Raw genomic sequence first — 15,614 nt, forward strand, 5'->3', positions numbered from 1 at the left:
TTTTTATTTAATCATTTTGGTTTAAGCGATACTTATAACAAGTTCTTTTAAGAATTTCCACATTCTATCTACAGAAGATATACTTAAATGTTCTGCAGGTGTGTGTACATCTTTAATATCTGGACCTATACTTATCATATCAACATTAGGTAAAGGTTTTTTAAGTATTCCGCATTCTAATCCTGCATGTATAGCCTCTATTTTGGCATCTTTTCCTGTAACTTTTTTATAAACACTCAATGCGATATCTTTAACTTTAGAATTAGCATCATATTCCCAAGCAGGATATGCATTAGATATTTCAAAAGAAGCTTTAGCCATTTTAGCAGCAGATTCTATTTTTAAAGCTATCTCTTTAGATGAACTCTCTACAGAACTTCTTACAGATATAGTAAATCTTAATTTTCCATTTTCTTCTTTTAATACCCCATTGTTACAGCTAGTCTGAACCAAACCTTCTATATCTTTGCTCATATAAGCAACACCGTCTGGTACAAGCATCATAAAGTTAATAACATTATCACTTAATTCTTTAGTAAAGCTATCTTTAACATCTGAAGCTTCTGCAATATTTATAACCATATCAGGGTCTTCTACTCTATATTCATTTTTTAAGTTTTTAGCAACTTCTTCTAAAGTATTTTTTACTTTATTAATATCTTTAGAAACTACTAAAGCCTCTGCATGTTTTGCTATGGCATTATGTTTAGCACCGCCTTCTATATGAGATATAACAACATCATCTCTCACAGCATATAATAATCTTCCAAGCAATTTTATAGCATTAGCTCTCTGTTTAATAATCTCTATTCCAGAGTGTCCGCCTTTAAGACCTGATACTTCTATTTTTAAAGCATGCCCTTCTGCTTTTTCTCTCTTAATATCAAAATCTGTTAAAGTGTTCATTCCCCCAGCACAGCTTACCAAAAATATTCCTTCTTCTTCTCCGTCTATATTAATCATAGTTTTTCCGTCTATATGCTCTCCTGTAATTGCAATAGCTCCGTCCATACCTGTTTCTTCTGCTGTAGTAGCTAGTAATTCTATAGGAGGATGAGGTAAATCTTTAGAATCAAGCAATGCCATACCCATAGCTATAGCAATTCCGTCATCGCCTCCAAGTGTTGTATTATTAGCTCTTAATATATCACCCTCTACTATCATCTCTATAGGGTCTTTTCTAAAATCATGCTTAGAGTCTTTTGTTTTTTCACATACCATATCAACATGGCCTTGTATTATTACTGCAGGCTTGTTTTCGTATCCGCTTGTGCCTTTCTTCTTGATAATTACATTCATAGCATTGTCTTGATATACTTCCAAATTTCTATCTTTAGCGAACTTCACCAAAAAATCACTAATCTCTTTTTCATGTCCTGATTCTCTAGGTATTTGATTTATTTCATTGAACCATTTGAATACTTCTTTTGATTCTATTGAATTAAAAGCATTTAAATCCATAGTATATTACTCCTTAAAACAATATAAGTTATTTTTATTATTTTGTACTTTTATTAGTATAATAAATAATATAAAGATTGTCAAAAAAAATTAATAATATATCAAAAAATTTAATTTTATGTAACTTCAAGTAGTAATATATTTAATTATTTTTATAATATAATTTTACAAAAAATTTTCTTCTAACTCCCCACCCTATAGGCTTTTTGTTTTTACTATAATATTAGAACCATATTTCTTTTTTTGCCTATACTATAATTTTTGCCTCCCACCCTAGTTTTTTAAAAATTTGTAATCTACTCACCGCACGATAAAATAAGCAAAATACATGAATAATTTTAAGAATACAAACTTCATTATATTTCTAAATTTATTCACCGTGCGGGAAGCAGGCTTTAAAACAAATAAAAACTTGGGTGGGGGCTGACATTTCTAATTAAACAATAAATATAATTGCCGCTCACTTTCTAAAAATATTTCAAAAAACATAGAGGGCGGGGTTGTATATAAAATTTCATACCTAATATAAAAAACATATATTTACTTGAAAAATTATTATTTTTGTTATATCATTAAAATATATTTTATTAATTGGAGTGAAATATGGTTAAATTTGCCGACTTAGGTCTTGTAAACAGCAGAGACCTCTTTAAAAAAGCTATTAACGGCGGTTATGCTATTCCAGCATTTAACTTTAATAATATGGAACAACTTCAGGCTATAGTACAGGCTTGTGTAGAAACTAAAAGCCCTGTTATTATTCAAGTATCTTCTGGTGCTAGAAAATATGCTAATCAAACATTATTAAGATATATGGCTCAAGGAGCTGTGGAATATGCTAAAGAATTAGGCGTTAATGTACCTATAGTATTACACCTTGACCATGGTGATAGCTTAGAACTTTGTAAAAGCTGTATTGAATATGGTTTCTCTTCTGTTATGATAGACGGAAGCCATTATGATTACAACAAAAACGTAGAAATTACTAGAAGCGTTGTAGAGTATGCTCATAAATATGATGTTACTGTTGAAGGAGAATTGGGTGTACTTGCTGGTGTAGAAGACGATGTTATAGCTGAACATCATACTTATACTCAGCCTGAAGAAGTAGAAGATTTCGTTAAAAAAACAGGTGTTGATTCACTTGCTATATCTATTGGTACTAGTCATGGTGCTTATAAATTCAAACCCGGTCAAAACCCTCAAATAAGATTAGACATTCTTAAAGAAATTGAGAAAAAAATTCCGGGATTCCCTATTGTACTTCATGGTTCTTCAAGTGTTCCTCAAGAATATGTTAAAATGATTAATGAATACGGCGGTAAACTTGATGATGCTATAGGTATTCCTGAAGAGCAATTAAGAGAAGCTTCTAAGAGTGCAGTTTGTAAAATCAACATCGATAGTGATTCAAGACTTGCTATGACTGCTGCTATTAGAAAAGTATTCCATGATGACCCTAAAGAATTTGACCCTCGTAAATATTTAGGTCCTGCTCGTGATGAAATGAAAAAACTTTATATTCATAAAATAATGAATGTATTAGGTTCAAATGGTAAAATATAATAAAAATTAAAGGAGATATATACTGTGGGAAAACAACATAGAAAAGTAGTGAAACGCAAAAGAGCTTTAAGAAGAATCAAAAGACAAAAAGATGCTCTTAATGCTAAAGCTAAATAAACAAGATTGTTTAAGGGTGTAAGTTTTTCTTATACCCTTAATTTTTTGTTAAAGCAAATGATTTTATACAATAAAAAATGTTATTTAACAACAACATTTAAGAATTATTATAGGTATAAAAATGAAAAAAGTTATTATATCAATATTAGCAATATTTTTTGTAATGTCTTGCACTAATCAAAACAATTCGAATAAATCTCCTCTTGCAATTCAAACAGACTTTGGAAGAAAGGATAATGCTGTAGCAAGCATGTATGGTGTTGCTCTTAGTGTGGATAAAGATTTAAAAGTTTATGACCTTACACATGAAATACCTGCATACAATATATGGGAAGCTGCTCTAAGACTTGACCAAACTGCTAGGTATTGGCCTGAGGGTACTGTGTTTGTTAGTGTTGTAGACCCGGGTGTTGGCACTGACAGAAAATCGGTTGTTATGAAAACTAAAAATAATTATTACTTTGTTACTCCAGATAATGGTACTTTAACTTTTGTTGCAGAGTCTTTAGGTATAGAAGAGGTAAGAGAAATTGATGAGGCTAAAAATAGACTTACAAACTCAGCTGAATCATACACATTCCACGGAAGAGATGTTTATGTTTATACTGGTGCTAAGCTTGCTTCTAAACAAATTACATTTAGAGAAGTTGGTCAATCTTTAGGAACTAATATAACAAAAATTGAATATCAAAAGGCTAAATATGAGAATGGAGTTTTTTATGCTAATATACCTGTGCTTGATATTCAATATGGCAATGTATGGTCATCGCTTCCTCGCAAGTTAATGCTTGATAATGGAGTTAATATAGGTGATACTCTTAATGTAAAAATATATAATTATAGTGAGCTTGTATGGACTGGTAATGTTATGCTTGTAAATACTTTTGGTGATGTGCCTGAAAATGAAAATATGGCTTATTTTAATTCTGAGCTTAATTTTTCTGTAGCTGTTAATATGGGCAATTTCTCTGAAAGATATAAAGTATATAGCGGACCAAATTGGAGCATGGAAATTACAAAAAATAATGAATGATTATGACAAAAATAGAACAATATCTCTTAAATACAAACAAAATAAAATTTTTCGATACTATTCACTCTGATAAAAATAAAAAGATAATAATAAAAAATAAACATCTCAAAAAAACTAATGGAGCACAGATGGAAATACAGAATATAGAAATAAAAAATGAAGAGTTAAAGAAATTATATCAAACTATAACTAAATGTATGAAATGCAAGGCTTTATGCAACAGCCGTAAAAATGTGGTATTTGGAAGAGGAGACGAAAAACCTGATATAGTATTTGTGGGAGAAGCTCCGGGTGCTGATGAGGATAGATTAGGTTTTCCATTTGTGGGCAGAGCTGGTAAATTATTGGATAAGTGGATTGAAAAGCTAAACATTTCAAACTACTATATTATGAATGCTTTAAAATGCCGTCCGCCTGAAAACAGAGACCCTCTTTTAGAAGAAAAAGATAATTGCAGAGAGTTCTTTACAAAGCAGCTTGAGATATTAAATCCTAAAATTATATGTGCATTGGGAAGACATGGCTTTTCTAATTTGGTAGATTTTGATTTAAAAACTCCTTTTGGAAGGGTGAGAAACAATATTCACTATTATAAAAATATACCAGTTATTGCAACATATCACCCTGCCTACATATTAAGAAATCAAAAAGAAGAAATAAAAGTAATAGAAGATTTGGAGTTTATGATAAGAGAATTAGAAAAATTAAAATAATTATATTTTATGTATAGTGAAAATTTTTAAGTTTATCAATTTTGTTTTTATATTTTTGGACTAGTCCCCCTGCGAAGCGTACCCATAGGGTACCCCTCTACTTCTTTTTGCGGCCGAAGGAAGTAGCTTTAGGTATGGCCCAAAGAAGCAAAAAGACTGCATTTTTTATCATAAAATACAAGTATCATTTCATACTTAATACATATTCCAACATATAAAGATAAAATATTTGTACTTTTTGCTACGGGAAAAAGTTGAATAAAATAAACTTATATGACAAAATATACTTGTTTTGATATAAACTTTTTTATTAGGAAGCAAATTTGAAAAGAATAATATTACTATTTTGTTTAAGTGCTTGTTTATACACTCAAGAATTTGATTATCTACTGCCTGATGATTTTGATGCAAACGAATATAAAGAATATTACACAAACGATAATGAGAAACATATAGAAAACAAAAAAACAAACACCCCCACAAAACCAACTATATTTGACTATATAAACCCTTCATACAAAATAAGAGATACAATAATGAATCTTCAAAACTATCTTGATAAAGGCGGAAATATTAATGCCACAAACACAAACGGCAACACTATTTTAATGGAAGCTTCATCAATAGGATATTATGATTTAGTTGATTATATAATAGATAAAAAAGCAGAAATAAATATTACAAACTCAAATGGTGAAAACGCTTTGATACTATCAGCAGACTATCCATATATATTGAATCTTCTTATAGAAAACAATGCAGATGTAAATGCTATAGACAATAAAGGAAAAACAGCACTTCTCACTGCCGCAGAAAAAGGCAATATTATGTCTGTGCAATTACTCATAAAAGAAAAAAGCAATATTAATCAAAAAGATATTTTAGGCAAAAACGTATTGATGTATGCAGTTGAAAGTGAAAATTTAGACTTGGTAAAATATTTAGTAGAAAAAGTAAAAGTAGATATTAATGAAAAAGATGATTGGGGACAGAATGCCATATTTTATGCGACAAAAATAGAGATGGCTAGATATTTAATTTACAATGACATAGATTATAAAAGCAGAAATTCAATAGGCCTAAAACCTCACGAAGTATTAAAATATAATAACAAGATAAATGTATCTAACTATTTACAAAAATTATATAATGATGAATAATAAAAATGTCTTTAAGTATTTTTTATATAAACCGAAAATATTTGCAGTATATTGGAGAATATAATGAATATCAAAGTTATCTTATTATTTATAAGTATAAACATATTTTTATTTGCACAGTCTACTTCCAATATTGGAGATAATAATATATTAATAAATACTGGTATAGGAAGAGTAGATTATACAACATATACAATATATGCTGATGCCACTGCAGATATTCTTACAGATAAAGTTCTACACCCAGAAGCATTATTAATACTTCAAGAACAGGCAGAAGAAGAAACTTTTAGAACTCTTTATCAAACTTTGGGTAATATTATAGTTAATGGCGATTATACAGTTTATAACATTATAGAAGAAAATGACAAATTAAGAGAAGATGTTATGGACTTTGTTAATAATGCAAGACTTTTAGGCGTATCCTATCCTAGCAGAACAAGCGTTAAAGTATTAATGGCTTTAGATATTATCACTAATCAATTAATGTCAAACTTCATACAAAATATGAATACTTATAAGACTACACCAATAGTAACATATATTGATGCGGGTACTGATTATGATGGGCTTGTAATAGATGCAAGAGGAATAGGTTTCAAGCCTTCTTTATTTCCTACAATATATAATGAGAATGGTGATGCTATTTATGACATTGCTTATATAAATAAACAAATTGCCTCTACTAATGGATATATAAAATATTCTACAAACTCATTTTTAACTAATCAAATATATACAAATTTTACAGGCAGAAAACCATATAATATAGTAGCTTGGAGCACTAGAGGAAGATTTGCAAGTGATTTGGTAATAGGAAATGAAGATGCAAGCATTATATTAAGTGCACCAAAATTAAAAGAGGCTATTAGAAATTGTAAAGTTACAGTTATAATAGACTAAAATATAAGTTGTTTAATATTATGAAAAAAATAGAAGATTATATTGATTATATTTTTGAAGACAATCAAGAAGATATTAAACAATATGTATTAAAACAAACAGACATTATAAACTTCAAAATAAATAAAAATAATATATCAAACAACAAAACTATATACTCTCAAATAGTAGAAAAATACTTTCAAAAAGATGATGATAATGATTATATAATTAGGCTATTTAAAATTATTTCATTATATGATATAGACAATATTTATATATTTGAATCTTTTATTATTAATATTATAGCAGGTCTAAAAATAAAAGATGCTATATTAAAAACAATAAATTATCAAAAAATAATAAATTATAATAAAGGTAATATTTCAGATGAAGAGATACTAAAAAGGAAATTTTATATTTTTATTTATTTTGATAATGCATATAAATATTTTCCAAACTATATAAACAATTATATTGAAAACGTATATAAACTAACATTTGAAGAAGCCTACAAAGAATACAATGACAATATAATAATACCATTAATGGCTTTAGTTATTGGATATTATCTTAATAACGAAAATGAAAAATATATAGATAGAATTTCAGAATATTTGGATAATATAAATACACTAGACTCTATGCTTGCTGTTAGCATTATAATAGATAAAAACAAAAAAATAGAAAATAAATTTGTAGAGTTATTAAAACAATTAGAGCAAAATAACAAAAAACTTATAGCAGATTTTATTTATATATCAAGACTTCCAATAGAAAATAAATACTTCTTTGATTTTAATAATTATGATGATTATATAAACTATTTAATAGATTCAAATGCAGAGAACTATATAATTTTTTTAATTAAATATTTAAACAGCAATATACACTTAAACTATAACAAAATATATTCAGAACTCATAGAAATAAAAAAATATGATGAAGAGACTTTCAATAAAATATATGAAGTATTAAAACTTTCAGACAATAATAAATATGCAATAGAATTAATAACAATATTTAATTTAATAACAAATAGTAATATTGATAACATAAATTATTTTTTAGAATCTTTAGAAAAAGAATTGGAAGACTTTTTTAATATTAAGCATATAAAATACAAAACTATATATGATTTAATTAATGCTCTAAAAATATATAAAAATGATTTAACTATTAAGTTTAATGAACGCATAATATTTTTATTGAATGTTTTTAATTGGTATTATAAAAGTAATGACAATGCTAAAAAAATTGTAAACACTGTATTAGAATCTTTTCCATACAACTTAATGATTCCTGTAATTGTAAAAAATAATATAAACTTATTTAATAAAAATATATATGACATAGTAAAAGAATATTGTATAAACATAAAAGATTTGCTAATAGCTTATTTTAATAGCTACCCAATATATATATTTAAATCTCACTATATTACAGAATTATTAAATAACTATCCTTATGAGATTAAAGAAGCATTTAAAGATATAGATTTTTTAAATATAGTATTAAATAAAAGTTATGCATTGATTGATTTTTTGGAATTAATTTATATAAAAAATAATTTTGATGATTATAGTATTGTCTATAATATTTTAAATACTGATAATGAAGAGATAAAAAAATATTCCCTAAACATCGTTTTAGAAAACGAAGAGTTAAATAGACAATATGTAGAGGATAATTTAGATAATTATAAAGAGTTTAAAGAGATATTAAAAAAATGGAATTACAGCAAAGAGGATTTTTGTTTTAATAGTATTGAAGAGATTTATGATTATGTTGATTATTATTATACAGAAAATGAATTATTAGATTTTTTGGATAATAATATATATTACAATATTCTCTCTCAAGATAACACAAGCATAGATATTAAAGTATTAAAATATATATTAAATGAATTTTTAAAAATAGAGAAGCCTAATAAAATAAAAGATGTAGAGAAAATATTGGAGTTTATAGAGAGAAAATCTTTTATAGACACTGTTGAAAAAGTAGTGGAATATTTTATAAACAATAACCTAATAGAAGACAACATAAAAATAATAACACCTTATGCAATATATGCTGATGAAAACCGTATAGAAAAACTTCATCAATTATTAATAGATTGGAATAATAGTTTTAAAACTCAATTAATACTATATACAATGCAATCAATCGCTATAAACGGCAAAACTTCAGCATTAAAAATGATTAATAAATTCGCTCTATATGGTAATAACAAAGAAATAAAAAACAACATAAAAGAAATACTTATCTATGCATCAGAAATATTAAATACAAATATAGACAACATCTTTGAAAGATTATTCCCCAATTTTGGATTTGATGCAGAAGGAAAAAAAATAATAAATTATGGTAACAAAAGTTTTCAATTACAATTATTAAGCGATTCATATTTAGAAATATTTGATATGCAAAACTCTTCAATAATTAAAGAACTTCCAGAAACAGAAAATGATAAAGAATTAGAAAAAGTAAAAGAAGATTTTTTACACACTCAAAAAACATTAAAAGAAATAATTAATTATGAGAAAATAAAATTAACAAGAGCCTTAATAAACGGCAGAAAATGGAATTATAAAACTTTCTTTGAAGTATTTATATATAATCCAATAATGCGTTATTTTACACTCTCATTTGTTTGGGGAGTTTATGATGAAAACAATGTTTTAATAGATTCTTTTAGATATATGGAAGATGGAGCATTTGTAACGGCAGATGATGAATTGTATGAACTTCCGGACAATTGCTATATTGGAATATATCATATAATTGATGATGATATAGAAAAATTTTATAAGTGGAAAGAGCAATTTGAACTTTATGATATAGAACAGCCAATTAATCAATTTATGAATGATGTTATAACATTAAAAGAAGAGAATGTAAAATATGATTCTATTATAATATTTGAAGGATTTAAAATTGACACTTCATATATAAATCAACTATGCAGAGAGCTTGATATAAGAGACACTTATTTTAATGACAATGCTTCATATATGATATTTGATGATATATTAAAAATAGTATGTAAAATTAATGCTTATGCTTATGGAGAAGAGATAGTTTTAGGCTCTATAGAGTTTTATGAGCTTGAGAAGAATGAGAGATTAGGCAAAAAGATAAATCCATTTGAAATTAGTCAAAAGTTTGTTAGTTCTATACTATATTATTTATCGTTGGGGTTATACGAATAAAAGATTTTCAGTATATATCTAAAAAATTATAAGTTTTTGTTTTATTATTTGCAGGGCTTTGCCCCGCACCCCACTTCTTTTATTGGTATAAAAGAACCAAAAGAACTGCATTGTTTAGCTTAAAATGTTGGTATTACAATATAGTTTATACATATTCCAAACATAAAAAGCTATAACATTTGCACTTTTTTGTTCTTTTGACGAAGTCCGCACCGCGACTGAAAGGAGTGCCTGCGACTGAAAGAAGTACCTTTAGGTATGGGTGCGAGCTACGGGAAAAAGAACAAGAAAAAATTTAATAAACTTAAAAAAATTAATAAAAAAAGATAGCACTACTATAAGTACTATCTTTTATAATCTTAACAATATCAAAGAAATCTTTACTTCAATACAAATCTATTTAAATATTCATAAACAAATATAGCAAGTATTATAAGCGGTATAATATAACTGCTGTAAAGTCTTAAATATGCAGGGAATTTAACTCCTTCACCAGTATTAACTTCTTTAAGAAAATTATCAAATCCCCAACCAAACTTTCTAGTACAGAAGAATAAAGTAACCAAAGCACCAAGAGGAAGTATATTGTTACTTACTATAAAGTCTAATAAATCAAGTATTACTGTACCCTCGCCAAAAGGATTAATATGTGATAAAACATTAAAACCTAAAGCAGTAGGCAAGCTTCCAAAGAACACTACTAAAAATAATATTACAGAAACTTTTTTTCTTGATAATCCAAACTTATCCATAGCAAAAGAATATATATTTTCAAATACAGCAATTATAGTAGTGAGAGCAGCCATAGCAAGAAATAAGAAGAATAAAGAACCCCATAATCTTCCCAAAGGCATAGAATTAAATACATTAGGCAAAGTAACAAAAGTTAAGCCAGCTCCCTGACCGGGATTAACATTAAAAGCAAAACTAGCAGGGAATATTAAAAGCCCAGCAAGTAAAGCTACTGCTGTATCTAATGCAACTACTATAAGAGCTTCCCCTGTTAATCTTTGTTTTTTATCTATATAGCTTCCAAATATAGCCATTCCTCCCTGACCAACACTAAGAGAGAAGAAAGCCTGACCAATAGCAGCATAAAATATAGCAATAAAACCAGAAAATCCGCCGCCAAACAATTTATTGAAATCAGGAACCAAATAGAATTTTAAACCCTCAACAGCACCGTCTAAAGTTACAGCTCTTATTATTAATACTATAAGCAAAGCAAATAAAGATATCATCATAAACTTACTTGCTCTCTCAACTCCGTTTTGAAGACCAAAAGAACAAATTAATATACCTATTAATACACTAACCCCCATCCACAAAACTAAAGTAGAAGGGCTTCCAAGTACTCCATTAAAGAAAGTTCCAATTTGATCCGCACCTAATGAAGTAAACTTACCAGTTAAAGTAAAATAGAAATAAGCTAAACACCAACCGCATATAGTAGTATAAAATAACATAAGAAGCACATTACCAATAATTTGAACATAACCTATCTTGTGCCAATGCTGACCTTTTTTCTCTAGTTTTAGAAAAGAATTAGATATATCATGTCCGCCGGCTCTTCCTACAGCAAACTCCATAATCATAGGTATAGTACAAAATGCTACTATAGATATTATATAAAGTACAACAAAAGCACCACCGCCATATTGACCTGTAATATAAGGAAATCTCCAAACATTACCCATACCTACAGCACAACCAGCCGAAACAAGTATAAACCCTAATCTGCTGCCAAGTTTTTCTCTCTCTTTCATAAATAGTTCTCCAATAAAAACATTAAAAAACATTATATTTCTATATATAATAATGAAGTATGATATTATATAAAACAAATAAAATCAATACTTAATGCTTTTTAATATACATTTTATTGACAAAAAATTTTAGTGTTATATACTTTTTTTATGAGCTCATCTATCAATTTATCTACAAACATAAAAACTCAATTAAGACATGAATTAAGATTAAACGCTCAAACCAAATTATGGCTTGATGTAATATCAATGCCCGCAATAGAATTAAAAGAAAAGATAGAAAAAGAAATGGAAGAAAACCCTTTCTTGGAATATGATTTTAAAAATTATAGCAGTAGTAATAAAGATATTGATAATATTATAGAAAATACAGTTCAAAGCGAAGGTGAAAGCTTATTCGAACACCTTAAAACACAAATAAACATAGCATTGGGTAACAAAAAAGATATAGAACTAGCAGAACATATATGCAGTTTTATAGATAAAGACGGATATATAAAAACACCATACGAAACTATAGCAGAAACTTTGAATGCCAATATAAAAGATATACAAAGAATTATTAACATATTAAAAACCTTTGACCCATTAGGAGTTTGTGCTAAAGATATTGAAGAATGTTTATCTATACAGCTTAAATCAAGAGAAGATATAGAAGATAATATAAAAGAAATAGCTATAAAAATAGTAGAAAATTTCTTAAAAGAGCTTGGAAAGAAGAATTATGATTATATAGCAAATGAAATGAATATCACTAAAGATAAAGTACTTGAAGCTCTAAAAATAATACAAACATTAGAGCCCTACCCTGCAAGAGAATACGATACCACACCTATAAAATATATAGTGCCTGAGATTTTTATATTCAAAGAAAACAATGAGTGGGTAGTAAAAACTAATGAAAGCTTTATAAAGCCCTTGAAAATTAGCAAAAAATATAGTAAACTAATAAATGAGGGGAAAAATAGTAGAGAAGATACAAACTTTTTGAAAGAAAAAAAGAAAATGGCTGAAAATTTAATAAATGCTGCCAATGAAAGAAAAAAAACACTGTTAAAGGTTGGCGAAGGGCTATTAAAATTTCAACTTCCTTTCTTTGAAAATGGAAAAGAGTTTGTAAAACCTTTAAAATTGCAAGATTTATCATTAGAAGTCTCTTTAAGTGAGTCTACAATAAGCAGAATATCTAATGGTAAATATTTAAACACAGTTTGGGGCACTTTCTCTATAAAATATTTCTTTTCTAAAGAGCTTAAAGGTGGTATATCATCAAGAGCCGTAAAAGAAATAATAAAAAGAATAATAAAAGACTCCCCTGCTAAATTGACTGATGAAAAAATAAGGCTGATATTGAAAAGCGAAGGTATTGACATATCAAGAAGAACTGTTGCTAAATATAGGCTTTCATCGTCAATATTATGAAAACAAAAGGAGAAAATTTTATGCATCAAAACATCATAGGTAAAAACGTGAGAATCACTAAAAACGTAAGAGAACATATAGCTAATAAGATGCAAAATATAAAAGTTCATTCTGATAGAATAATAGATGCTAATATCATCTGTGAACATATACATGAAGAATATATAGTTCAAGGTACTATTACTTTTGGTAAACAAGTATTCCATGACAAAGAAAAAGAAAAAGACTTGTATGCAGCAATAGATACAATGTTCCAAAAAATAGAAAGAAAAATTAGAAAATCTAAAGAGAAAACTATAGATAAAACTCAAAGAGCTGTAGTTGATAAAAGCGTACAAACTGATGATGATGATGCTTCTTATTCTATAAACACATTATCTTTGTATGAAAAACCTTTAGATGAAGTAGATGCTCTTGTTATATTTAATCATGATAAAAGGCCGTATCTTGCTTATTTCCCTATAAAGAGAGAAGAAGATTTATATAGCGTAAAAATAGGTAAATATCCTTCTTATCTATTTAAAGGAAATGATTCTAAGACTTATGAAATATACGAGAGCGATGATTCTAATAATTCTTGGAATATAGATGAAGTTAGTTTAACTAGCGATAATAATATAGATGCTAGTTCAAGCAAAAAATATGAATTAAAAGAATATAATGTGAGTGAGGCAGTAAACTACTTAACAGAAAACAACAATGAAAAGTTTGTAGTATATGTAAGCAGTGTTACTGGTCAGGTAGAGGCTTTATATAAGGAATCAGATATATCTTTTACTTTAATAAGAATATTTGAGTTATAATTTTTTTATAAATTAATACTATTTTGGAGGGCTTAATAAAAATGAGCTTGATAGACTATATCAACAAAGATGCAATAATGATAGATGTTCAAGAGACAGATAAAGAACGTTTACTCTCTAAAATGGTAGAAAGACTTAATGAATGCGGGCTTTTGCTCAACAAAGATGAAGCAGAACACTCGATTATGGCTAGAGAGAAGCTTATGAGCACTGGGGTTGGAAGCGGTATAGCTATTCCGCATGCCAAGACTGATGCTGTAGACAAGATAGTTTTAACAGTTGCTACAATCAAAAATGGTATAAATTATAAATCTGTAGATAAGAAAAAAGTATTTATAGTTTTTATGCTTCTTGCGCCTAAAGATTCGGCATCAGAAAATTTAAAAGTGCTAACTACAATAGCTAAAATACTTAGAGATAATAGTCATTTTGTAGAGAAGCTTATAAATACAGAAAAAAATGAAGATATAATATCTCTTATCGCTAAAGAGGAAATGAAATTATAATGCCTAAAAAAATAAATGTTGAAAAATTCCTTGAAATCAACGAAAATAGAAATAACATATTAAAAATAAGAAGATTAACGGGTTTAATTGGCATGAAAAACGAAATATATAGCTGCGATGTCAATAGACCCGGTATGGCATTATTTAGATATTTTCAGGACTTTGCCTTTGAAAGGATACAGATATTTGGCAAGGGCGAAGGAAATTATGTTGTAACTTTAGACAAAGAAAATAAAACTGATATATTTGAAGAGATGCTTTCTTACAAGATTCCTATATGTATATTTACTTATGGGCTTGTTCCGCCTGAATCTTTTATAGAAATTGCTAAAAAAAATAATATATGTGTTATTGTTACAGAGATTCCTACTAATGAGTTTGTATTATCTATGCAAAACTTAATAGAAGAAGAGTTTTTAGAATCATTTAGAGTTCATGGCGGGCTTGTTGAGGKTTTTGGTGTTGGAATTTTAATATTAGGTAAAAGCGGTGTTGGTAAGAGTGAGGCTACTTTAGAGCTTATATATAAAGGTCATAGGCTTATAGCAGATGATACTGTTGAGTTTAAGAAATTAAAAGACGGTAGGATTATTGGTAAAAAACATGATGTTATTAAGCATAAAATGGAAGTGAGAGGTATTGGAATAGTAGATATAAGCAGGCTTTCTGGTATGAGTGCCATTAGGGATAAAAAAAGGCTTGATTTGGTGATTGAGCTTGAACAGTGGAAAGATGATGAGCAGTATGACAGAATGGGGCTTTATGATAAAACTTATAATATACTAAACACTGAAATACCTTATATAAAATTGCCTGTACGTGCCGGAAGAAACATATGTATATTAATAGAAACTGCTGCTAAGAATTTGCGTCTAAAAGAGATGGGCTACAACAGTGCTAAAGAATTAGATAAAGATTTAATAGAAGCTATGCAAAAAAAAGGTTCATAAAAACATATCTATATTAAAAA

At 27.7% G+C, this 15,614-nt stretch carries 12 protein-coding genes; 10 read left to right on the forward strand and 2 right to left on the reverse strand.

Features of this window, described 5'->3' with window-relative positions; genetic code table 11:
• Positions 1-21: 21 nt before the first annotated feature.
• The gene (locus tag GQX97_RS10735) at positions 22-1,461 is read right to left on the reverse strand and encodes an aminoacyl-histidine dipeptidase (RefSeq protein ID WP_157151955.1); all 1,440 of its coding nucleotides are present in this window, start codon (positions 1,459-1,461) and stop codon (positions 22-24) included.
• 603 nt (positions 1,462-2,064) lie between these two features.
• Between GQX97_RS10735 and GQX97_RS10740 the strand changes: the two genes are divergently transcribed.
• The 6 genes from GQX97_RS10740 (at position 2,065) to GQX97_RS10765 (ending at position 10,147) form a co-directional block, all read left to right on the forward strand.
• Positions 2,065-3,027 carry a class II fructose-bisphosphate aldolase gene (locus GQX97_RS10740; RefSeq protein WP_157151956.1) on the forward strand — a complete coding sequence of 321 codons (963 nt, stop codon included), beginning with the start codon at positions 2,065-2,067 and terminating at the stop codon, positions 3,025-3,027.
• Between the two features lie 238 nt (positions 3,028-3,265).
• Entirely contained in the window at positions 3,266-4,177 is a 912-nt protein-coding gene (locus tag GQX97_RS10745; RefSeq protein WP_157151957.1) for an S-adenosyl-l-methionine hydroxide adenosyltransferase family protein, read from the forward strand.
• 2 nt (positions 4,178-4,179) lie between these two features.
• On the forward strand, positions 4,180-4,890 hold the full coding sequence (locus GQX97_RS10750) for a uracil-DNA glycosylase family protein (protein WP_157151958.1): 711 nt from the start codon (positions 4,180-4,182) through the stop codon (positions 4,888-4,890).
• A gap of 323 nt (positions 4,891-5,213) precedes the next feature.
• Positions 5,214-6,050 carry an ankyrin repeat domain-containing protein gene (locus GQX97_RS10755; protein ID WP_157151959.1) on the forward strand — a complete coding sequence of 279 codons (837 nt, stop codon included), beginning with the start codon at positions 5,214-5,216 and terminating at the stop codon, positions 6,048-6,050.
• Between the two features lie 63 nt (positions 6,051-6,113).
• On the forward strand, positions 6,114-6,953 hold the full coding sequence (locus tag GQX97_RS10760; protein WP_157151960.1) for a hypothetical protein: 840 nt from the start codon (positions 6,114-6,116) through the stop codon (positions 6,951-6,953).
• 20 nt (positions 6,954-6,973) lie between these two features.
• Positions 6,974-10,147: a DUF4132 domain-containing protein gene (locus GQX97_RS10765; RefSeq protein WP_157151961.1), complete on the forward strand. Its 3,174-nt coding sequence runs from the start codon at positions 6,974-6,976 to the stop codon at positions 10,145-10,147.
• 380 nt (positions 10,148-10,527) lie between these two features.
• On the opposite strand, the gene GQX97_RS10770 is transcribed toward GQX97_RS10765, so the two are convergent.
• Positions 10,528-11,913 (reverse strand): sodium-dependent transporter, encoded by a 1,386-nt coding sequence (locus GQX97_RS10770; protein ID WP_157151962.1) that lies wholly within the window; start codon positions 11,911-11,913, stop codon positions 10,528-10,530.
• A 150-nt stretch (positions 11,914-12,063) separates the two neighbouring features.
• On the opposite strand from GQX97_RS10770, the gene rpoN reads away from it, so the two are divergent.
• The 4 genes from rpoN to hprK are packed head-to-tail and all read left to right on the forward strand — an operon-like array spanning position 12,064 to position 15,594.
• On the forward strand, positions 12,064-13,335 hold the full coding sequence (rpoN, locus tag GQX97_RS10775; RefSeq protein ID WP_157151963.1) for an RNA polymerase factor sigma-54: 1,272 nt from the start codon (positions 12,064-12,066) through the stop codon (positions 13,333-13,335).
• 20 nt (positions 13,336-13,355) lie between these two features.
• Positions 13,356-14,138 (forward strand): ribosome hibernation-promoting factor, HPF/YfiA family, encoded by a 783-nt coding sequence (hpf, locus tag GQX97_RS10780; protein WP_157151964.1) that lies wholly within the window; start codon positions 13,356-13,358, stop codon positions 14,136-14,138.
• Positions 14,139-14,179: 41 nt separating this feature from the next.
• On the forward strand, positions 14,180-14,644 hold the full coding sequence (locus GQX97_RS10785) for a PTS sugar transporter subunit IIA (RefSeq protein WP_157151965.1): 465 nt from the start codon (positions 14,180-14,182) through the stop codon (positions 14,642-14,644).
• Positions 14,644-15,594 carry an HPr(Ser) kinase/phosphatase gene (gene hprK / locus GQX97_RS10790; protein WP_157151966.1) on the forward strand — a complete coding sequence of 317 codons (951 nt, stop codon included), beginning with the start codon at positions 14,644-14,646 and terminating at the stop codon, positions 15,592-15,594. Before GQX97_RS10785 ends, hprK begins: the two co-directional genes overlap by 1 nt.
• Positions 15,595-15,614 lie beyond the last annotated feature (20 nt).

The organism is Brachyspira sp. SAP_772, from assembly GCF_009755885.1.
Taxonomy (GTDB): Bacteria; Spirochaetota; Brachyspiria; order Brachyspirales; family Brachyspiraceae; genus Brachyspira.